The organism is Gimesia maris (genome assembly GCF_008298035.1).
Taxonomy (GTDB): domain Bacteria; phylum Planctomycetota; class Planctomycetia; order Planctomycetales; family Planctomycetaceae; genus Gimesia; species Gimesia maris.
The window spans coordinates 5780842-5802822 of the sequence record NZ_CP042910.1 but is presented as its reverse complement, the minus strand read 5'-3'; the positions used below and the strand labels follow the sequence as shown (position 1 = coordinate 5802822).

Here is a 21981-nt window from a genome sequence, read left to right as displayed (position 1 = left end):
TTTATCCTGACGATGCGAAACGCCTTTTAAAATTCGCCGATCACTTCACCGCCACTGCGGGTGCTGAGTGCACGATAGGTGTTCAGATCGATGTTTTCGCTGAGCGAGCGAACAGATCCGTCCATCAGCAGGGCATGTACGATCCCGGTGTGATAGCTGCGTGCGGTGACGGCGGCATAGGTCGGGCCAGTACAGCTCTGGGCTTCCCGGCAGGATGTGTAATCGCCGGCATCGATGGCTCCGGTGGCTCCGGGTACGACGACTTTGGTATTAGGAGGCAATGTCGTCGTAAAACCGGTTTGATGCACGCGTCCGTCCACCCATTCCGTGTGTCCGCTGTTTGGTTTATCAGAACCACCGCCAGCGATTAAAGCTTCTACTCCCCCGGCAGTACTGGGGATAGATGAAGTACCCGCATCGCCGTCCCGGTTATAAGCGGTAAACGCTTTGACTTCTGCGAAGCAGAGTGTATTCGTTGTCCCGTCAGTAAAATCGCGTGGTCTGGTTTTACTGTTCGGATAAAAAGCTCCATCGCCTCCACTCAGGCTGGAGTTGGTGAAAACACGCCAGGTGCCTCCATTGTAACCGTAGCTGACTGGATAATGTTCAGGGGCTCCGGAAGAGTCAGTTCGCATTTTATCGTTCACTTCGCTGGGGCACATGAAGAACGGGATACGGGTATAAGCGATACTGGGATCAGTCTGGCCTGAGTAATTTTTCGTGAAATCAATATTGTTGAACAGGTTGGCCGCGTCTCCAAAAGGAAGAATGCGAGCATGAATGGACCATTGCCCGCCTGGGGTATAGCCACTGCTGCCGTTTGGGCTCACACAGAAAGCAGGAGGAAAGGCAGTGTAGGCGGAAAGGTAATTGTGTAGTGCCAGTCCAAATTGCTTGAGGTTGTTCTTGCATTGACTGCGGCGGGCTGCTTCACGTGCCTGTTGTACTGCAGGCAGCAGTAATGCAATCAGGATGGCGATGATGGCGATCACAACCAAAAGTTCAATCAGTGTGAACCCTCGTTTGTGCTGACCGTGGGTTTGGCGGGAATCTGAGTGTTGCCCCATTTCTCTTCTTTCTGGTGAAAAGGTGAAGTGGCAACGTGCTCTCAGGTATGCATTCTTGCAACGTGCATACAGATTCCGGCGGGTATCTGAAAATAAGCCGTCTTGCCGATAATTCAGGAAAATCTAAGAGACTTGGTGTCAGGTCTTAGTTGACACTGAGTCTCAGGATCATTATGTTATCGGTCAGTCGAGCGAGTTGCAAGGTTCCCTTAATCGTTTTTTCGCATTTCCAATGCAAACAGATCATTGGGGAACTGCTGTTCAAGCGGCAGCCCTTTCGGCTATGCGGAAATAAATTTAGAGCATTTCAATAGGTAATGGTGGGTTTTCACGATTGCCTGGGGCGTATTGACATGCGATTTTTGAAATCTCTTAATTTTGGTACGTATTTTACTATGAGCGAACAAGAAAACATGGAACGCCCGTCTCCAGCATCTATCCCTTCCACTGAGCTTCCAGCAGAGGTGATCGGTTCAGACACGATCCTGCAAGGCAAACAGGAAGTATTGATTCAGCATGGGGAGACCACATACCGTTTGAGAATTACTCAGAACGGGAAACTGATTCTCTGCAAATAGCACTGAGTGGGGACCCGGCAGAGAATTGAGCACAGGACAGCAGAAATGTCTGCATGATCACGTTATTTGGAAAATGCGATCTGCAGACTTTCCAGCATATCCTGTTCCAGGGCAGGGTCTCTTCCCAGTGGGATCCAGCCGACCGGGTTGCTGTGATCCTGGACCAGATTCAAGTCGCGACGCAAACTCAGATCCTGTTGAAATGTTGCTCCGCCTGGCGCAGTGGAGAGATTTGTGTTTACGTCTTCAATTTCTTTGAAGGCTTCGACTCCCAGCAGATAACCCCCTTCCACAGGTGTTACGCTGATAAAGGCGCGGCGGCGGATCGATTGCAGACTGCTTTCCAGTCGATTATCAAATCCGACCGTATCTCCATGCCAGGGTTCGAGGAAGTTCGCACCAACTTTGTACTCGGTCTCTATGCGACCATCCAGCTTGTTTTCGCGCGCGATGCCAAATTTGTAGTTGTGAATCGTATCGACCACGCGTTCCCAGACGACATCCTGATTGGTTCCCGAAATCTGAATCGGATTGCTCACGGCGACAGGCGCAGGTTGATTCCCGCCTGTGACACAGCTTGTGAACAGGATGCATAACATCAGCAATTTGATAAGGTTACAAGTCATTTACGGATGCCGTCAGTCAGACTGCATTTTGATCATTTTGTAATAGACAGGCACGATGAGAGTGGTTTCTCAGTGGTCAAATTTGATGGGACGGGGATAGGGATTGCCTTGAGGTTTCCTCAAACAGCTGCCAAGTTTCCCAGATTAATAAATCTGAGGCAAGATCACTTTGAAAATCCATTTGTAATGTTTGTTCAATAACTTCTGCAGGCTACTCTCCCTATTGGTTTCTGTTTAGAATCGTCGTTTGAAGTGATTGATTTACAACGTTTTAACCTCAATACAGGTAGCACCATGGAATACTTTGCAGACGTCCCGAAAATTGAGTACGAAGGTCCCCAAAGCAAAAATCCACTCGCCTTCAAGCATTATTGTCCCGAAGAAGAAATCGAAGGCCAGACGATGCGGGATTTATTCCGCTTCAGTATCTGTTACTGGCATACGTTTCGGGGAACCGGCAGTGATCCCTTTGGTGCCGGCACGCTGCAGCGTCCCTGGGATGATGGTACCGATTCCGTCGAAAACGCGCTCAAACGTGTCGACGTGGCTTTCGAATTTTTTGAAAAACTTCAGGCTCCCTACTACTGCTTCCACGATAAAGACGTCTCCCCCGATGGTGCGACCCTGAAGGAGGCCAACGAACATTTCGATCGGATCGCCGACAAACTGCTGGAAGCCCAGGAACGAACGGGTATCAAGCTGTTATGGGGGACTGCGAACATGTTCTCCCATCCACGTTTCATGCACGGCGCAGCGACCAGCCCGAATGCAGATGTTTTTGCTTACGCAGCCGCCCAGGTCAAAAAAGCAATGGAAGTAACACATAAACTGGGGGGAGAAAATTATGTGTTCTGGGGGGGACGCGAAGGGTATATGAATCTCTTCAATACGGACATGAAACGGGAACTCGATCACCTGGCCCGTTTCATGCATATGGCGGTTGAGCATGCTCAGAAGATCGGCTTTAAAGGACAGTTCCTGTTCGAACCCAAACCCAAAGAGCCCACCAAGCATCAGTACGATTTCGATGCGGCTGCCTGTCTGAATTTCCTGCGGGCCTATGATCTGCTGGACCATGTCAAACTGAATATTGAAACCAATCACGCAACACTCGCCGGTCATACGATGATGCACGAACTGGTTTACTCTTCGATTCAGGGTTCACTCGGCAGTATTGATGCGAACACAGGCGATCTGCTTCTGGGCTGGGATACCGATCAATTCCCGACCGATATTTATCTGACCACGCAGTGCATGCTGGCAATTCTGGAGCAGGGTGGACTGGCGCCGGGGGGAGTCAACTTCGATGCCAAGGTCCGTCGCGAAAGCTTTGAACCGATCGATCTGTTCTATGCACATGTCGGCGGCATGGATGCGTTTGCCCGGGGCGCAAAAATCGCTGCCCGGATTCGCAAAGATGGCGTCCTCTCCGATTTCGTAGCCAAACGTTATGCCAGCTATGATGAAGGCATCGGGAAACAGATCGAAGCAGGGAACGTTTCTTTTGCTGATCTGGAAACCTATATGCTGGAAAAAGGAGATTCCGCTGCGAATATGAGTGGCCGTCAGGAGTGGATCGAAAATGTGATCAACGATTACATTTAAAACGGTGACCAGATTCAATTTCGAACTGAGGGCCCCCTGTGTTTCTGAGGCACAGGCGGCCCTCTGCATTTCGTCCCGAAGATTGGGAAAATTCAGAAAAATTCTCCCCGGCTGTCATCCATGAAGTATGCTTGATGCGGGACTCTCTTTCATAAAGCGACAGTTCGTTTTTTTGATTGCTGCTGAAAGTCTGCGCGACAATCGCGGAAGTTCCCATTGTCAAAAGATCACTGGTTGATGATTTTCAAGAGAGGTGCACAATGGTGGAAACAATTCAGGATACCTGGCGTGAATATTCCACTTTTTATATCAGCTATTTGAATAAACGGTGGGATAATATCTCGCCCATGGAATACGGGATTGTGCTGGTTTCCATCGCAGTGGTTGGCTGGCTGTTGATGCGAAGTGGTGCCAGAAAAGCCTGAGCATCCGGCTGTGCCCGCGATGCAGAAACCCCGCTGACAGTTTTTGTCACACCCCCAACGCGTGAAAATTCTTTCCCGTGGATTCCTCTTGCCCCCATTCCGGAAATGATTAAGATCTCCCCTCCTGCTGCGGGGGACCCGTTCTCCGGCAGATCACAAGACCGGCTGTTTTTCCTTTTTTTTGAAAAACGAGGCAAACAGTCAGGCCTGTGAATGCCGATGAATTTTACAACCTGCGTCAGGCAGTGATTATTTTAGCTTCAATACCCGTGTCATCGTGAATTTTTTGTTTTGATTTAATTCACCCATCGACGAGTGTATTGACGATGCATACAATGAAATCAGTATTCTGTCGTATCAAATTCCGTCGGAGGATCCTAAACCTTAGCATGGACCGGAATCATTAGTGGTGAGTGCCAGGCACTACCCGATTCGCCGTCCTTCTTGCAGCGACCCCACCGTCGCAATGTTATGACAGCAATACGATGAAAGTCGTGACCTCTACAGAGGCGCGGCTTTTTTTATTGCGCGGACCGGAATAAAATCGTTGTTCACTGCAACGGAAGGTCAGTGTTGAATTTTGAATAAATCGGCTTCAATTCTTGCTGCCAGGCGGTTTTCATGTCACACTTTAGTATTCTTTGAATTAATCGCACCACTCCAGATTCTGATACTGTTTCATGAATATCTCGAAAAGCTCACTGGGCCGCTCATTTTCTCATTCAATTCTGAAATCGTTTTCGCGCTCCCGACTGTTTTCCAAGGGGAGCATGTGGATCTGGCCGATTGCCGGCACAATCCTGCTGCTGATTCTGGGGTTCATCGTGCGCTCTGTTGTGGAAGAATCCGCCAGAGAAACGGTTGCAAATAACCTGCAGACCATTCTGGATGCAGATGTTGCGGCCCTTGAGATCTGGCTGGAGCGGGAAGAATCCCTGGCAGAAGTGATGGCGGAAGAACCGCGGGTGCAGAAGCTGACCGCAGAACTCGTTGCCTTGAATCAGCAGAAACCCGATGACCGCGAGGCATTACTGCATTCCAGGGCGCTTGTGGAACTGCGACAGGAATTCGAATCGGAACTCGAACATCTGAACTACCTGGATATCGGGCTGTTCAGCCTGGAAGGCCGGGTATTAGCGTCTGCCCGCGATGAACCGATCGGCCGTGCAGATTTACCGATTCAGGAGTCGGCGCTGGAAGCAGTGAGACAGGGTAAGGCCACCGTGACGCGTCCCTTCGAAAGTGTGTTCGTCCGCAAAGATCAATCGGGGGAAATCAAGTCTGGATTACCTACGATGCTGGCAATGGCGCCGGTGAATAATGCCGACGGGAAACCGATCGCCGCGCTTTCCTTGTTGATTCGTCCGGAAGTTAATTTTACACGAATTCTCTCGATCGCCCGTGCCGGGAAAACCGGGGAAACCTATGCGTTCGATAAAGCAGGCGCGATGTTATCCCAGAGCCGTTTCGACGATGACCTGAAAATGATCGGACTGATTCCTGATCGTGCCGATGCACAATCGATTCTCAATGTGCAGATCCGTGACCCGCAGGTCAATATGACGGAGGGCAAGCGCCCCGCATTAAGACTGGCGGATCGCCCTTTAACCCGCATGGCAGCCTCGGCGGTGCAGGGAGAAGCCGGCATTGATGCGAACGGTTATCGCGATTATCGAGGCGTGCCCGTAGTCGGTGCCTGGGTCTGGCTGCCTGAATACGATTTAGGAGTCGCCACTGAGATGAACGCAGCAGAAGCATATCGACCACTCTATCTGTTGCGATACAGTTTCTGGGGACTGTTCGCGCTGCTGGTTCTGGGGGCGATCGTGATTTTTGTCTTCACGATCATCGTTGCCCGCAAAGAACAGGATACCCGCCGTGCGGTGATCAAAGCCAAACAGCTCGGGCAGTATGCACTCGAAGAAAAACTGGGAGAAGGGGGGATGGGCGTTGTCTATCGAGGACAGCACGCCATGCTCAGACGGCCGACGGCGATCAAGTTACTTGATATCGAGAAAACCACTGATGAAGCCGTTGCCCGCTTTGAACGCGAAGTGCAGTTGACCAGCCAGTTGAATCATCCGAATACGATTGCCATTTATGATTATGGCCGCACCCCGGAAGGTGTATTCTATTATGCGATGGAACTGCTGGAGGGCATCAACCTGGATGATCTGGTGAAGCGGTATGGCCCGCAGCCGGAAGGTCGGGTGATCCATCTACTGAAACAGATCGCAGGTTCGCTGGCAGAAGCGCATCAACTGGGCGTCATCCATCGTGACGTGAAACCGGCGAATATTTTTCTGACGCATCGTGGCGGCGTTTACGACTTTGTCAAGCTGCTCGATTTCGGTCTGGTCAAAGCCGTCGATGGCAGAGAGCAGGCCTCGTTAACCTCTACCAATTCGATGGCGGGCACGCCGATGTACCTCTCTCCGGAAGGCATCAATCATCCGGACGTCGTGGATGGTCGCAGCGATCTCTATGCGTTGGGAGCGGTGGGCTATTATCTGCTGACGGGAACGACGGTATTTGACGGGGAGTCAATTATCGAGATCTGCATGAAGCACGTGCAGGAACAGCCGCAAAGTCTCTCGGAACGCTTGGGGAAACCGGTCTCAGCGGATCTGGAACAGATCGTGATGCAGTGTCTGGAGAAGGACCCGGAGAAACGACCGCAGACTGCGCATGACGTGATTCTGGAACTGTCGAAATGCCAGTCCGACGGCAAGTGGTCCATCTTCGATGCCAGCCAGTGGTGGGATGAACGGATGCCAGGCCAGACCACTCAAGGTCAGGCGACTCAGATCCAGTCCGGCGTTCAAGGCAAGACATCATCCAGCTCCGTCGCCGATGCGACACTGATTGTGAATCTGTCGCAGGACGAGTGACCGTAATTTCGTTTGACATGGATCTCTGGCCTGCCTGGATGTTGGACCGCTATTTTCCTGAAAAGCGATTTGCTTTTCGTTTTTTCTGTAAGTCCTCCTCTGTTCAAGTTACTAATACTTGTGGAAAGGAGAGTCGACTTGCTGAACGAAGAACAGAAGACGCTGTTCATGCAGTGGCTGGACGAGCATGGCTCGGCGGTCATGAAGGTAGCACGCGCCTACACTCGCACCAGTGAAGAGACGCAGGACCTGGCACAGGAAATATTGCTGCAGGCCTGGAAATCCTTACCCCGGTTCGAACAGAAGTCGAGTGCCGCGACGTGGTTTTATCGCGTGGCACTGCAGACCGCGATGAACTGGCAACGCAAAGAGAAGCCGCGGCGGATCATTCAGAAGCCGCTGCTCGAAGTTCATACCGTCATCACAGCAGGTGCGAATTCAGCCGAAGCGGCACAGCAGCGGGATACCGTCGAACAGCTGTACCGCGCGATTCGTCAGTTACCGCAGGCGGACGCCGCTCTGGTGCTGCTGTACCTGGATGAATTGAGTTACCGCGAGATGTCCGACGTTCTGGGGATCTCGGAAAATAATGTGGGTGTGAAACTGAACCGGGCGAAACAACGACTGAATGAACTGATGAAAGGGGAATCCGATGGCTCCTGATGAATTTCAGCAAGCCTGGCAGGCACAGGCATCACAGACACGCGTCACCATCGATGCAGATCTGCTGCGTCAGGAAGTCCGCCGCGATCAGCAGGCGTTCCGCACGGTGATTCTGTATCGCGATTACGGCGAAGTCGCTGTCGCACTGCTGCTGATTCCCTTCTGGTTCATTCTGGGGGCGGTGACAGAGTCGCCGTGGACATGGTATCTGACCGTGCCGGTCCTGATCTGGATGGCCGGGTTCATGCTCGTCTATCGTCGACGCCATCGACAGGAACCGGGGGAACCCGACGAACCGCTGCTGCAGTGCGTGCAGCGTTCGATTACCGAGGTGGAAGATCAGATCTGGCTGTTGCGGAATGTCTTCTGGTGGTACCTGCTGCCCCCCAGCATTTCGATTCTCATCTTCTTTGCGCATGTGTCCTGGCAGTCGCGTGCGGGAGGCTGGGTGTTTGCCCTCATTTTCTTTCTGTTTCTGGCCGGGTTTTTAGTGGGCGTTTATACCTGGGTCTACTTTTTAAATCAGCGGGCCGTGCGTCTGCAGTTGATCCCGAAACGCGAAGAGCTGTTAACACTGCAGGCCAGTCTGCAGGAGGAAGGGACCGGGGAAGGGACGCAGGATCAGATCGCTCTGCCGGGTCTCCCGTTTTCCAAACAGGAGCTCTCCACATCGTGTCATTCACCGGTGCGGATCATTCTCGGCCTGATCGGGCTCTTCCTCATCATGCTGCTCGCGGTATTTCTGATCGAGACGGCTCGGAATTCAGACGACGAACCAGCGCATGGCCAGAAGTCCCCCTTCGCGGCGGTACGCTGGCAGGAATCCCAGCCGGAAGTCAAAGTACAGGAGGAATGGTATCAACTCGTGTCGTTGAACGGCATCTCTGCCTCTGAGATCGTGGATTTCAGCAAGCAGACCTACGACGACAAGTGGCAGAAACGGTTCGAAGAGGACCTCGTCGAACTCCTGACCCGCATGGGCCATCCCCCTGAAGACCGGGTGACGCTGGAAATCCAGTCGCTGGATTCAGCCGAAAAAAAGACGCTGAAAGAGGTCCCCATGACCTACGAAAACCGCCGGACCATCCGCAACGCAGCGCGAGAGCGGGAGGGATCGAAGCCGTGAGATTTGCGCCGGCTACGATCAGCAAACGATGCAAAACGTAAAAAAGATTGTTCGTGGTCGATTGGAACGGGTATTATCAACAGAGCCGAATTGGATAAAGGCAGGAAGCTGAAATAAAGAGACCTGTGTTTTCCTTTAGTCCAGACACAAAACACGCCGGGTGCCACAGTTGGCTTGGCCCACTCATCAATCGCTCCTTTTTATTGAGATTTAGATTCGACCATGATTCAACAAACCAGATGGAAACGTGTCCCCGCATTATGGATTCTATCTCTGATCGTTGTCTTTTTTGATTGCTCGCTGCTCCCTGCGGAATGGAAGCAGGCCCGTTGTCTGGTTGCTGAGAACGGTCATGCCAACATTCCGATCGTGGTCTCAGAAACCGCCTCTGCGCAGACGCGAGGCGCTGCCGATGATCTGGCTCACTATCTTTCAGAAATCACGGGCGCTCCCTTTTCAGTGAAAACCGGTAACGGCTCAATGGGCCTGGCAGTGGGATTACTCAACGATTATCCCCAGCAGAACGCCGCCCCTGACTTGGATGGGAGCAACTTCACAATTAAAGATCGTGAAAAGTATTGTATTCGCTCCCATGAAAAGGGCATTTACCTGCTCGGCCTTACAGACCTGGCCGTTGAACATGCGGTCTGGGACTTCCTCCATCGACTTGGATATCGCCAGTATTTTCCTGGTTCGCACTGGGAAGTGATTCCACGTCAGAACACGTTACAAATTAATCTCAATGTGATCGAGGCTCCCGATTATCAGAATCGAGTCATCTGGTATGGATTTGGGCCCTGGGATTATGCAGCCGAACCGTACCGGCGCTGGTGTCAGCGGAACCGTGCTACTTCAGGAATGGCACTGAAGACCGGCCATTCCTATGGACAATTCATCCGCAACAATCAGGCGGAATTTGACGCGCACCCTGAATATTATGCATACGTTGATGGCCGCCGCGATGTTCGTGCCCAGGCAAAGTTTTGTATCAGCAATGCGGGATTGCAAAAACTGATTGTGGACTCGTCATTACGCTACTTTGCAGAAAATCCAGAGGCCGACAGCATTTCACTCGACCCCAGTGATGGCGGCGGCTGGTGTGAATGCGAGGCATGTCAAAAGATGGGCAGCATCAGTGATCGCGCATTAACCCTGGCCAATCAGGTTGCAGCAGCCATCAATCAGCCGCAGGCAGACGGTGATACGCGGCAACGATATGTGGGGATGTACGCGTACGCGTATCATTCTCCGCCGCCTGCCATCAAAGTCCATCCCAATGTCATTATCAGCGTGGCCACCGGATTTATACGTGGTGGCAACACACTTGACGAAATTATCAGCGGCTGGTCAGAACAGGGAGCCCGGATCGGTATCCGTGAATACTACAGTGTCTATACCTGGGATCACGATCTGCCCGGTCTTGCCCGTGGTAGCAGAATTGATTATCTGAAATCGACGATACCTCAATTTCATCGACAAGGTGCCCAATACATGTCAGCCGAGTCGAGCGATAACTGGGGGCCCAATGGTCTGGGGTATTATCTGGCAGCACGCATGTTATGGAACCTTGACGAAGCCCGGCAGACAGATCAGCTGACAGACGATTTTTTAACACGTTGCTTTGGTAAAGCCAAACCGCCTATGGCTCAATTCTACGAGCAGCTGGACGGCTCGCATTCCCACCTGGTGGTCAGCGATCAATATGGTCGCATGTTTCGCTCCCTCGCGGCAGCAAAAAAACTGGCTGAGTCACCTGAAGTCCATGCGCGGCTGGATGATCTGATTCTATATTGTCATTATGTAGATCTGTATGAGCGCTATCGCCAGGCATCCGGCGCACAACGGCAGCAGGCATTTGAACAACTGATTCGCCACGCTTACCGCATGCGAAAAACGATGCTCGTTCACAGTAAGGCCGTCTATCGCGACGCCGTCAATCGGGATAAACAGGTGAGCATTCCGGAAAATGCGCAATGGCATATCCCCGAACCGCAAAATCCCTGGAAGGAAAGCACGCCGTTTTCAAAAAGTGAATTACAGCAGTTTCTTGAGGAAGGGATCGCAGCATACCCACTCACAGAACTTGATTTCAAGCCTGTCACTTACTCTGACGAACTGGTTCCCGCTGGAAAGCTCATTTCTCCTGATCAGCAACCGGGGGTTTTACAAAGTGGCCGTGGTGTGCAGACTTTTTATACATACGTGTCAGACACGGCAACGCCCATCGAATTAGAGGTGACGGGAGGGTTGATCGCCCATTATCGGGACCGGGGTAACGTGAAAATCGAACTCTGGAAAATTGGCGGGGCCAGTCAGACGGGAGAACGGGAGACGTTCGTGATGAAAGATCAATCGGTCCCGCCCGATGGAAAAACACGTACGGTTCGATTGCCAACCAGAGAGACGGGCATGTATCGCATTACGGTATCTGATGGAGGTGATAGAACGAGCGTGAATTGGAAAGCCGGGCAACTGATGGTAATGCCTTCCAGCCTGGACGAACCAATTGTGACATCGGGACGCTGGTCACTTTATTTTTACGTCCCTCACGGTACGAAAGTGATTGGCGTTCACGGAGGAGATCGCGGCAGTATTCAGGATCCGACGGGTAAAGAACAGTTCTCGTTCAAGGATCGCAAAGCGAATTATTACAGCATCCCCGTCCCAGCCGGATCGGACGGCAAATTGTGGAAAGTAAACCAGGCATCCGGCCCCATTCGTTTATTAACGGTCCCCCCATACTTTATCAGGTCTGCAACGGAGTTATTGCTACCGCGTGAAGTACTGCAGGCAGACAGCGGTTTGGATGAGTAATAAGGGGGACAGGGGGCATGTAATCGACTCCTGACCCATTCAATGAACACCTTGTTTACGTCCAACTTAAAACGGACCAGGCAGATTCAGCAAACTGATCGTTTTTAGAAATATCAAGACAGTCTTTCAGGCAAGAGACAATCCACGCTCCTGAATCAAGATCGAATTCATCTAAGGGTTTCGTAACATTGTAAATAACCTTTGCCACATTTTCTGCTAGATAAAGAAGATTTAAAAGTTCTTTTTGCTTATGTGAAATACAATCTGATTGTTCTAATTCTAAGGAAGAAAAAAGGGGTCAGCGACTGTCTTGGATTATGTCAAGAAGCAAGAAGATTTTGATCCCACGTCTGATTGTTTTTCATCATGGAATTCAGGATGGTGATAAACTTTCTCATGCAGGCTGTGATGGCCAGCTTCTTCGGTTTACCTCTTTCCAATAAGGACAAGTAAAATGCTTTGATGCGACTGTTCCAGCGCGTGGCTACTAAGGTCGCCATATAAAGGATCCGCCGTATCTGGCTTCTGCCGGCATATGTTCTGCGCTGCCCTTTGAATTTGCCACTGTCCCGAACGAGAGGAGCCAGGCCGACGAGCTTGGCGATCTGCTGCCGATTCAGTTGCCCGAGTTCAGGCAGCCCGGCAATCAGGTTAGCGGTTGTTGCCGGGCCGACACCTTTCGCAGAGAGCAGAATTTCGGACTTCTGTTTCATGGTCTGGTCGGCTTCAATGACCTTCAGCATTTCATTGTCCAGTTTTTTAAGCTGTTTCTGATAGAGTTGGATCGCCCGTTGAATGAAGGCCCGAATTTGCCGATCCTCAATTTGCTGCTGACGATTGGATTCCTGGGTAATCATACTTTGAACCTGTTCTCGACGAGTTGCCAGCAACTTGAGTTTCTCCCTGTTTCGATCGATTTTTCCCATCGTCCTCGGTTGCATCATCTGTCCAAAAGAGGCGATGATCCTGGCGTCGATGGCATCGTTTTTCTCAAGCTTCCCACAGGCTCTGGCAAAGTCACGAATCAGCTTCGGATTCACCACGGCACATGCAATTCCCTGGCTCTGTAAATATTTGACCAGTTTCTTTTCGTAGCCACCCGTGGCTTCCATGACGACGGTTGCGTTGAGCTTGATGATCTGCCGGGCAAGCAGCTTGAGGGAATCCTGCTGATAAGCGATCTTCTGCTGCTGGCCATTAATCGTATGGAAGAGATCGAGTGAATCTTTAGAAACATCAATGCCAACCACAGAAATTGAAGAGGAGTCTTTCATCGTGTGTCCCATCCTAGTAAAATACGAGCTCACCTGAGTGGCTCTAGCGACTGTTCGGGTTGAAAACGATGCGGCTCTGCGATCCAACTGACCCACGGTGTCTATCAGCACCCAGGACTCGACGATCTACAAAGTCGCAGCTCATCCCTGATGGCCATCAGGGATGAGCTCTTATCAATATAACCAGCCACATCAATTCTGTAAGCCTGGTCCAATGCCGCTCGTACCCGAGATACTAGGAGTCAAATAAACGACTCCTGACCCCTTATTATATTCCCTTATTATATTTATTTCTAAGTGAAATCGGGCATCGATTCATCTCTGATTTCTTCGTGGCCTCTCGGTTTCTCGCGTTCTCTCTGTCGTACGATATGGCTGGTCAAATTAAAGGTTGTGACATGGTTGACGTGTCGTACTCCCTGGATTATCCAGAGCGTGCATGTGATAGCGAGGACACCAGCCAGAGCTTTGATTCCCTTTGTGCCAAGCGATCTGGCAATAGCGATAAAAGTTCTGGATTTAGCGCGATGGCGAAAGCTATTCATCGGCTTTACTTGGCGCCCTGCTTCAAGGTCAACAGCGGGAAACCAGCAAGCAAGAAGAACACCGCCCAGAAACATTGCGACAAAAACAGGGCCGTATAAAGCATCGAAGAAGTGTTTTTCTGTCTTAATTACCCAGTTGTCTGGCGATTCCTGTTCGATCAGTTTAGTGACTGTATGAATGGCAGATACTTCATGTGAGTCATACCGCATCAGCGGCTGGGATTCATCTCGAATAATCAGATGTTTCTTGGCAGTGTTTGTTACAATCTGACGCACATCTATTATGGAAATTTCGCGGGGAGTAATGGAGTGTTCGTCTATCTGTTGCGCGGGAAGCTGATAAGCATCGTCGGGAGAATTGATGAGTTGCGCTGCGTGTCGATCCACAGACTTCATAAAGTAGACCGATTGGTTTTGGCCAAAAACTTTGCCATCACGATCTATAACTGCGAATCCCGTTTCGTCGCTGAACGATATTGTCACAAGCCTGATCTCCTTGGTTTAGATTCCTGGATGAACATAGAATGTCAGTGTACGATTGCTGTGCTGGGATTCAAAGGTTTTTTCACAAAATGGTACAAAACCATTACCAGGCGATTCGTATCGGGAGGATGATGTCTCAAGCGTTGAGATGATTCCACAGCCAGAGCAGGTTGTAGTAACAGAGGATAAAAGGTTCCAGGAACGAATGGCACTGCCTGTTGTTGTGAAAGAGTTTGCGTTCATACAGTTGCCCTTCTTTGTTGATGGTAATGGTATCTCGGTTGCTTCAGCAAAGCCAGCACTTTGGTGCGGCGTTTATTGGCTCTGGGTTCTGTTCGGCCGGTGCGATGCCCTACACGTTCGCTGCTGGGGACCTGCTGTCCGAGTGTGGCTAATTCCTCGGTCGTCTGCGTGACGGCTCCCAGCAACCAGCTTGCAGCCAGCATCTGCTGAGTGGTGGTAAACGAGAGCGAGCGTGGATCTCGGCCTGTCGCCATGCCACTCTGCAGCATTTTCAACCGAATCAGATTGTACGCCAGCAGGCATGACCAGAGTTCGGTGAGCACCATGGCCGGAGACTTCGCCCGCAGGATATCCATCCCCAGCGAGCACTTGATACTGCGAATGTCCAGTTCGATCAGCCAGCGGCTCTGATACACGGCGGCGATCCAGCGTGCCGGGCATGCTTTCCGATCTGTGATGGTGGTGGCAATCGTAAAAGTTTTGGTGCGACACCCCGGCTGACTGACCTGCACATCGACCAGGCGCAGAGTGAGTGTCAGCGGCTGTCGCCGGTATTCCTGACGGGCCATCCAGGCAGGACGGACGGGGGGACGTAACCATGTCACCAGGCGCTCTCGCTTGTTCAGTCGGCGTGCGGTTTGCGGATGATCGTCTCGCAGGTGATGATTTTTCATCAGGATCTGCACGCCCCGGGTACGGCAAGCACTCACCAGCCAGTACGTGCAGTAATACGAGTCAGCTACCAGAATATCGCCCGGCTGGAGTACATCCAGCATTTGCCAGAATAGGGCTGTTTCACCACTCCCTTTACCGCTGTAAGGTCCGCTCACCAGGTCAACCAGTAGTCCGGTGGTCATCGAGATCAGAGAAACGCAGCGGAGAACGGGGAACCCGAGCCCTGGCTTCTGTGCCGGATTCTGCGGATAGGACCGCTGATTCTCAGGCGTATCGGCGGCCGTGATGGTGAAGCCGTCGACAAGCAGAATGCGACCGCCGGTGCTCCGTGATTTCACATCGGCGACGCTGGAAGGACTGAGGCGCGCCGCCGACTGTTCTCGGGACAGGACACTGTTCTGGTCACAGGCCGCTTCGGCATCAGCGGCAAGTTGCCGGACGATCTCACGGATGGCGGTAAAGGACAGTTTGAGTCGCGCCCGACAGTAAGCACCAGTATTCGTGCTGCAGACTCGCCGGCCCAGTGCCGCCCAGAAGCTGGCAACACGGATGACGGCTGCTTTACAGCTGCGCTGCTCGCCGGAAAAGAAGACCTGAGAGATTAACGTCCAGAGCGTGATCGCCGGTGTGTAGATGGCATCGGGGTCATTGCCAAAATCGATTTCGTGTTCGTCAAACACCTGCTGCCAGCGTTGATCGTCAAGGACGTCGGCTAGCGGCAGGCTGCTCTCCTGCATCATCGAACGTTTGAAAAGAGAAAATGATGCTGCATTCACTCGGGAAGATGATATAAATGGCATAGGACCTTCCTTGGTCAAATGTTTTGCCCACACCAACCCAAGGAAGGCCCTGCCAGAACGCAGCATAATGCCAGGAGAGGTTTTGCCAAACTCAATTTCCAGCGAACTGGCAAAAAAATCAGAAAATCAAGCATGTGACGATGTCACATGGGAACCGTTGCGCATACTCAAAGCAAAAAAACACCGGCAGTGCCATTCGTTCCTGACACCTTTTTCTACTGTCTGTGATCAAATTTCACTCTTCAAACCAGTATCCGCTCAAACGGGGCAATGCATTCGAGGGTCGAGAAAACGTAAATGATGTCGTTTACCGCAGGATGTTTCTGATGAGCAGTGGTTTTCCTTAGCTCATTGTTAACCGCGGCTAACGCCGTGCGGCTGATGGGGGGCGTAGTGCGGAGGCTTACGCTTTGTCTGTTTGCTGTGGTGTGGGTTCTTCATCTCACTCGGAAGGTCGTGTTGCAGCGGTGTATTTTTCAAAATCAGGCACAGGGGTCGGGTTAATCGTGAAGCCGATGACACTGAAGTCCCCCTTCGCCTGATAGACTTTTTCCCATTCGGGAAGGCCGAATTTGAGATCGCGTGCAAATGAGGCACCAGCACCCTCGCCTGTGGGCGAAACGCTGACATCGCTGACTTCATGAAGATGAAACCGGGGCTCGCCAATCATTGAGCCGGATGATGCTGATTTGATCTCTACCGGAACCTGCATGGTGAGCTCGTACCGACCGCCGAAGTAGGCAACAGAATTGAATTCGGGACGGAAATTCCCATCGTAGGTGATATAACGACGGCAGTCATCGTACAGTTCATCCATTTGCCGGGCGGGTGTAATTTGAGAAACCCCATTCGCGGCAAAAGACTGATGATGACGGTTCCCAAGGCCTTGGGCGATCACACATGTAATGAGCAGCACAGAGGCAAGGGAGAATGCCAGCGGAGGCGCCACGATGGCTGCAATCAAAGCGATGCTAGGACGAAAAAACCAGAGGGCAATGGCAAATGCGCTGAGTGAAACGCCCACACCCAGAATGAGCCAGGCAAAGTCATCTTCCGCATTCGTGCGGGGATTTTGTGTTTCGAGAGACAAGCCCCAGAGGAAGAGTACCAGACCTGCGACGAACGCCGGCACGGCAATCGACCGGCTGATTGTCCGGTTGGTTGCCGGTGGTTTACAATCGGAGTGTGTTGTCTGTGGATCGGGCATGGTTCAAAAGGCCTCAAACGAGAGAACAACCGAGGCAAACTGACTATACTGAATTAGATCAATTTCACGCCGCAGAGTCAACTTTTTTCCGGCTGCCCCATGGGGGGACTGTCCGCTTTGGGGGCTCTCGGTAAGTAAATCGAAGGTTTAGCGGCTGACTTATGATTTTGACAGAAACCCAGATCGATCAACTGCTGCATCAGGAAGCCATCACTGAGGAATGGCCCTGGTCAACCAATGACGAACAGGTGATCGACAGGAATGTGAAGGACATTGTTGCCGAAATCTGTCGCCGGGCACGATTGAAAGACAAAACGGAGTATGGTCACTACGGTTCGGGCTATGCGAGCTATGTGGACTGCTGGCTCTACCGTCCCGACGACGATTTCAGAATCAGTCCCGGAAATCATTATCATGGACTGGTAATTCTCTTCAGTCGGCTTTCGCCGTTTTATGTGCTTGGTCAGGGGGACAAAAGTTGGGACAGGAATGGCGGGACCTTTTATCTTCCGGATTATGAATTCGTCGATGTGATCGAGCAGCCGGTATTGAAAGAACTGGTTCCGCTCGTGACGACAATCTTGACTGAACGGGGGCTGACACGACTCCACAAGGCCGATCTGGACACAATCTTACCCGCGGGAGTGCAGGTTCCGACCATCCTGGCTCAGCACGTGCTTCGGCACTTTGACGCTTTGTTTTACTGGGAAGATTGAAACGGGTGGAAGGACAGGTTCCAGGAACTGGTACTACTGTCGTTTACCGCAGGATGGTTCTGATGAGCACTGGTTTACTGTAGATCACAGTTAACCGCGGCTAACGCCGTGCGGCTGATTTTTCTTTCGTGTCTGTTCGTGATTTTTCGTGGTAGAAAAATCCAGTTCAAGAATTTCATCGGTACCCATGACGGGGTGAAACTGGTGCGGAGCGTGGCGGGTGGGCACCTGGAGACCGTTCGTACGGCGGGGCAGGTTGGTGATGTGTCACCTGGTGGTACGGTTTCGCTGACGGTTTCCTGTTGTCTGCGACAACCCCGGATTGCATCCGGGGCTACCCGCTTTGGGGGCTGGTTGCTCGGGCACAGTTTGGCCAGTGAACTGTGGCATCCAGCGATTTACTTTCGATCACAGTTAACCGCGGCTCACGCCGTGCGGCTGATTTTGCTTTCTGTTTTTGATTGGTTTTCAGTGGTGCGGGATTTTCATCTCAGTTGGCTGTAGTGAGATCGGGTAGAATCTGTGGATGGGGCGGGCTTTGATTGTGAAATTGATATTGGCACTTCAGGCTGACTCAGGGAGCAGCCCCTGCAATTTCGCAGGTGGGTCGGTGACTGGTGATTACTTTTGAAAGTTGATCTGTCAGTTTCCTGCTCGCTACGCTCGGGCCGGATGTGCATCCGGGCTTACCCGCCATTTTATTTTTCTACCACGAAAAACACGAAACGACACGAAAGGAGGGAGTCATGCTTGGGGTTGGGGGAATCGGGTTTGTTTTCCTGTGTGAGGATCATCTTAGGGAATGGGCTGAAGGGAGCAAGAGGATATTCAGAATGATGTGGCGATGTTTGTTGATAAGGACGCGATATAGGACGTTACCGGGGCGGTGCCGGGATGATGGGGTGCGAAGTGCGGCGACCCGCAGGCATACATTGCGAACATGTGTGGTTTCAGGCAGTGCAAATCTGGAAAAAACAGGCTTATTTTTAGTGAAGACGGCGAACAAGTGGCTCGTGTTTCAGTGCACTGTAAACTGAGCACGCGCGCGACACAGGTCAACGTTTATCGTCGTCGGCGCGCAGGCGTCAAGGGGAGTTTATTCAGCGTGGGTGCTCAAAAGGGTGTGAGTGATCAAAAGGGGCATGCAGAAATATCAGGAGTCAATCATGAAGACAGTTGCTTTATCAGACATCACTCTTGATGGCTTCGAGCGGAATGAAGTTGGGCGGATCGTCGTTCGAGGAAACAGAAGCAGTCTCACGGGCTGCGAGGATGCCTGGAGCGGAGGTCTGGCTGTGATCGGTGCCGGCATAGACGCCGAAATCGTTGAAGAAGAATTTTTTGGCGATGCGATATACCCAGCTTTTCTCGGGGACTTCGTTTCCGGGGGAATATTGCGATGTGCGTGTTTCCAGGTTCTGCAGTTCCTGCATCGCCTGTTTGCGGAAGGTGGAATCTTTCGCGCCATGTTTTTTCATCAGGTCTTCGAGCAGATCGGGGCGTTCGAGAATGATACAGCCGCGGGTGTTTTGTTGTACAACGTGCCTGAAGTCCTGAAGGAACTCAGAGCCGATGAATTTTTCTTTGAGCGTTTTGGACCGATCGTGAATGGAGTCGGTGGCGAACTGAATGACCGGGCAGGGTTCGATATCTCCCCAGGGGTTTATGTGGTGACTGAGTCCGGTGGCGGCAGGGCAAAGGGCGGTGCCGTCGTGGTCGAAGTAGGCATCGATGACGCCGATTGGTTTACGGGCACGGATATCGACGACGAACTTGCGAGCCCGCAACTGTTCTTCGGGAGAGAGTGCGAGTTCGGGATTGGGTTCCGGGCCGGCGACACGATAGATATGGTACCAGCAATACATCACACCCATGTCGATGAGTTTGTCGACCCATTCTTCGGTGAGCAGGTCATCGATATTGGTTTTACAGAGACTGGTGCAGACGCCTGTGAGCAGTTTGTTGTTGAGGCAGTTCTGAATGCCCTGCATGGTTTTGGCGTAGACGTCGTTTCGTCCACGGCGCTCGTTGCTGATGATTTCATTGCCTTCAACGCTGATCAGGGGAGTCGCATTTCCCAGTTTACGAAGTTTTTTGGCGATTTCATCTGTTATAAATTGCCCATTCGTGAAAATTTGAAAGTAGCAGTCGGGATGCCGCTCGAGAATTTCCAGGAGCTGGGGGTGCATGAAGGGTTCGCCGCCGAGAATCCCGAAGAAGGAGTTGCCCATCTCTTTGGCTTCCTGAATGAGCCGGGACATGGCTTCGACGTCGATTTTTTCCTGTTTGGCGGCGACATCAACCCAGCAGCCCTGACAGCGCAGGTTGCAGCTGTTGATGACCGAAACATAGAGGAAGGGAGGGAAGAATTCACCCCGTTTGAGGCGTTTTTTATGTTTGTGAACGGAAAGAGCGCCTTTGAAGCCAAAATTGTAAGCCAGTTTCCAGACAAGTCTTTTGTCCGTCTCCATCAGAACGCGTTTGGCCATTTTCAGATACATGAATTATCTCAATTCCGTGGGAGCAGCGGATTTAGTGAACAAAATTGTGTTACTCTTAATTTTACTCGTTCTATCTTCCGAAAACACCCGATTCCTCAAAAAATACCGGGAATTTTTTCATAGTACACAAACATTTAATCTCACACTGTAAATTGCATGAAATTCATGGTATAAAGCAGTGTTCTCAAATTTCTTTTTTTGACTTTGGAGTATGATTCTTATACTTTCTAAGTTTAAATAAACCTGTAATAGTTGCTCATTTTATTTACAGGCTTTCTGATTCAAATTGTTTAAGAGCTCGAGGCAATTGATGGAGTTAGTTGGACGAAGATACGATACCTATGAAGCAGTCTGTATCAAGATCAAGGGAGAGAAAATCTCTTCGATTGAACTGCTCCCGGATTCGGAAGCAGCCGGACTGCCCTTTATTGCGCCTGCGATGTTTGATTTGCAGATAAACGGGTATGGTGGAATCTGGTTTAACAAACCAGGGTTGACGTCTGATGAAGTCTGTCAGGTGCTGGAAAAGCATTATCAGTATGGTATTACGAGGCTCTGTCCCACTTTAATCACCAGTTCTTTCGAAGATTATATCAGTGGGTTTACTGCCATTCGCGAAGCGTGTGAAGAGAACTCCTGGGCACAGCAGATGGTACCTGGTTGTCATCTGGAAGGTCCTTACATATCACCTATACAGGGTCCCCGTGGTGCACATCCACTGGATCAGGTGCGAGCTGCCGACTGGGATGAGTTCTGTCGGCTTCAGGAACTTTCCGGAAATCGGATTCGGTTGATCACACTGGCCCCCGAAGTCGATAACGCGATTCCTTTTATCAAAAAAGCAGTTGCTTCCGGTGTTGTCGTCTCGATTGGTCATACGGCAGCAGAACCGGAACACATCATGGAGGCTGTTGAAGCCGGGGCTCAATTGAGTACTCACCTGGGGAATGGGGCGCATGGGACACTGCGTCGGCATCCTAATTACATCTGGGAGCAGTTAGGCGAGTCACGTCTGATGGCCAGTATTATTACTGATGGACATCACCTCCCTGCCAGCGTCGTGCGGACGATTATCAAGACCAAAGGTGTCGAGAATACCATTATTACCTGTGATGCCTCCGGTCTGGCAGGATCTCCTCCAGGAATTTATGGAGAAGGTTCAGTCAAAATGGAAGTACTGGAAGACGGCCCGATTGTGATCGCAGGGCAGCGTCAGTTGCTGGCCGGTTCTGGTGACGAAACCGATACATGCGTGACGACCGCGATTGACATGGCAGGGATTTCCCTGCAGGAGTCTCTGGATATGGCAGGCCTCAATCCGGCCCGTTTGCTGGGATTTGAGGAAATCAGCCTGGAAGCTGGTTCACGGGCCGATCTGATTCTCTTCCACTATGAAGGAACGGGCTCCCGGATGAATATTCAGACGACGCTCGCGTGTGGAGCGGTCAAATACGGGACACTCCTGGTGAATTCCTGAATCTGTTCTGTTTAGAACGAATGTGCTCATTCAGTCCCTGAAATTGGAAAATAATATTTCTGCGCGCGTGTTCACTGATTCCCTTGCATCAATTTGGATGCTATAATTTGCTATTCTCCATACCTACATCAAAATTTCATATCAGGAATTTTGTATCTATTTCAGGGCCGTTGTTTTATTATATTTTTAAGCTCTCATTCATTTCATAGATGGCATCTGGCAACTGGATTTCATGTAAACGAGGCACTCATATTTTTCTTTTTCG

The 21981-nt window shown here is 51.2% G+C and carries 17 protein-coding genes; 10 read left to right on the top strand and 7 right to left on the bottom strand.

All coding sequences use genetic code 11. The annotated features are described in order from the left end of the window. Positions 1–26 precede the first annotated feature (26 nt). Positions 27–1067: a DUF1559 domain-containing protein gene (locus tag GmarT_RS21520; protein WP_002643819.1), complete on the bottom strand. Its 1041-nt coding sequence runs from the start codon at positions 1065–1067 to the stop codon at positions 27–29. A 395-nt stretch (positions 1068–1462) separates the two neighbouring features. On the opposite strand from GmarT_RS21520, the gene hemP reads away from it, so the two are divergent. Then, positions 1463–1645 (top strand): hemin uptake protein HemP, encoded by a 183-nt coding sequence (gene hemP, locus GmarT_RS21515; protein ID WP_044236109.1) that lies wholly within the window; start codon positions 1463–1465, stop codon positions 1643–1645. Between the two features lie 62 nt (positions 1646–1707). Here hemP and GmarT_RS21510 read toward each other — a convergent pair whose 3' ends face one another. Further along, positions 1708–2271: a hypothetical protein gene (locus GmarT_RS21510; protein ID WP_002643821.1), complete on the bottom strand. Its 564-nt coding sequence runs from the start codon at positions 2269–2271 to the stop codon at positions 1708–1710. A 294-nt stretch (positions 2272–2565) separates the two neighbouring features. On the opposite strand from GmarT_RS21510, the gene xylA reads away from it, so the two are divergent. The 6 genes from xylA to GmarT_RS21485 all read left to right on the top strand — a co-directional run bounded on the left by xylA (position 2566) and on the right by GmarT_RS21485 (position 11795). Continuing rightward, the gene (gene xylA, locus GmarT_RS21505) at positions 2566–3876 is read left to right on the top strand and encodes a xylose isomerase (protein ID WP_002643822.1); all 1311 of its coding nucleotides are present in this window, start codon (positions 2566–2568) and stop codon (positions 3874–3876) included. 260 nt (positions 3877–4136) lie between these two features. Continuing rightward, positions 4137–4301: a hypothetical protein gene (locus GmarT_RS29585; RefSeq protein WP_002643824.1), complete on the top strand. Its 165-nt coding sequence runs from the start codon at positions 4137–4139 to the stop codon at positions 4299–4301. A gap of 680 nt (positions 4302–4981) precedes the next feature. Next, a complete protein-coding gene (locus GmarT_RS21500; RefSeq protein ID WP_002643826.1) occupies positions 4982–7192 on the top strand; it encodes a serine/threonine protein kinase in 2211 nt (736 codons plus the stop codon). A 138-nt stretch (positions 7193–7330) separates the two neighbouring features. Continuing rightward, on the top strand, positions 7331–7855 hold the full coding sequence (locus GmarT_RS21495) for an RNA polymerase sigma factor (RefSeq protein WP_002643827.1): 525 nt from the start codon (positions 7331–7333) through the stop codon (positions 7853–7855). Beyond that, a complete protein-coding gene (locus GmarT_RS21490; RefSeq protein WP_002643828.1) occupies positions 7845–8981 on the top strand; it encodes a hypothetical protein in 1137 nt (378 codons plus the stop codon). The genes GmarT_RS21495 and GmarT_RS21490 overlap by 11 nt, the downstream gene beginning before the upstream one ends. Before the next feature lie 222 nt (positions 8982–9203). Then, positions 9204–11795 (top strand): DUF4838 domain-containing protein, encoded by a 2592-nt coding sequence (locus GmarT_RS21485; protein WP_002643829.1) that lies wholly within the window; start codon positions 9204–9206, stop codon positions 11793–11795. Positions 11796–12115: 320 nt separating this feature from the next. Here GmarT_RS21485 and GmarT_RS21480 read toward each other — a convergent pair whose 3' ends face one another. The 4 genes from GmarT_RS21480 to GmarT_RS21465 all read right to left on the bottom strand — a co-directional run bounded on the left by GmarT_RS21480 (position 12116) and on the right by GmarT_RS21465 (position 17022). Continuing rightward, the gene (locus tag GmarT_RS21480; RefSeq protein ID WP_002643830.1) at positions 12116–13069 is read right to left on the bottom strand and encodes an IS110 family RNA-guided transposase; all 954 of its coding nucleotides are present in this window, start codon (positions 13067–13069) and stop codon (positions 12116–12118) included. 293 nt (positions 13070–13362) lie between these two features. After that, the gene (locus tag GmarT_RS21475) at positions 13363–14097 is read right to left on the bottom strand and encodes a hypothetical protein (RefSeq protein WP_002643831.1); all 735 of its coding nucleotides are present in this window, start codon (positions 14095–14097) and stop codon (positions 13363–13365) included. A gap of 239 nt (positions 14098–14336) precedes the next feature. Beyond that, positions 14337–15815 carry an IS4 family transposase gene (locus GmarT_RS21470; RefSeq protein WP_157158892.1) on the bottom strand — a complete coding sequence of 493 codons (1479 nt, stop codon included), beginning with the start codon at positions 15813–15815 and terminating at the stop codon, positions 14337–14339. A gap of 442 nt (positions 15816–16257) precedes the next feature. Further along, the gene (locus GmarT_RS21465) at positions 16258–17022 is read right to left on the bottom strand and encodes a hypothetical protein (protein WP_002643834.1); all 765 of its coding nucleotides are present in this window, start codon (positions 17020–17022) and stop codon (positions 16258–16260) included. A 161-nt stretch (positions 17023–17183) separates the two neighbouring features. Here GmarT_RS21465 and GmarT_RS21460 point away from each other — a divergent pair, with 161 nt between their 5' ends. Together GmarT_RS21460 and GmarT_RS21455 are read left to right on the top strand one after the other, a co-directional pair. Beyond that, entirely contained in the window at positions 17184–17738 is a 555-nt protein-coding gene (locus GmarT_RS21460) for a hypothetical protein (RefSeq protein WP_002643835.1), read from the top strand. A gap of 108 nt (positions 17739–17846) precedes the next feature. Continuing rightward, positions 17847–18242, top strand: a complete 396-nt coding sequence (locus GmarT_RS21455; protein WP_002643836.1) for a hypothetical protein — start codon at positions 17847–17849, stop codon at positions 18240–18242. A 680-nt stretch (positions 18243–18922) separates the two neighbouring features. Here the strand turns inward: GmarT_RS21455 and GmarT_RS21450 are convergent. Continuing rightward, on the bottom strand, positions 18923–20239 hold the full coding sequence (locus tag GmarT_RS21450) for a radical SAM/SPASM domain-containing protein (RefSeq protein ID WP_002643837.1): 1317 nt from the start codon (positions 20237–20239) through the stop codon (positions 18923–18925). Positions 20240–20549: 310 nt separating this feature from the next. Here GmarT_RS21450 and GmarT_RS21445 point away from each other — a divergent pair, with 310 nt between their 5' ends. Further along, positions 20550–21716 (top strand): N-acetylglucosamine-6-phosphate deacetylase, encoded by a 1167-nt coding sequence (locus tag GmarT_RS21445; protein WP_002643839.1) that lies wholly within the window; start codon positions 20550–20552, stop codon positions 21714–21716. Positions 21717–21981 lie beyond the last annotated feature (265 nt).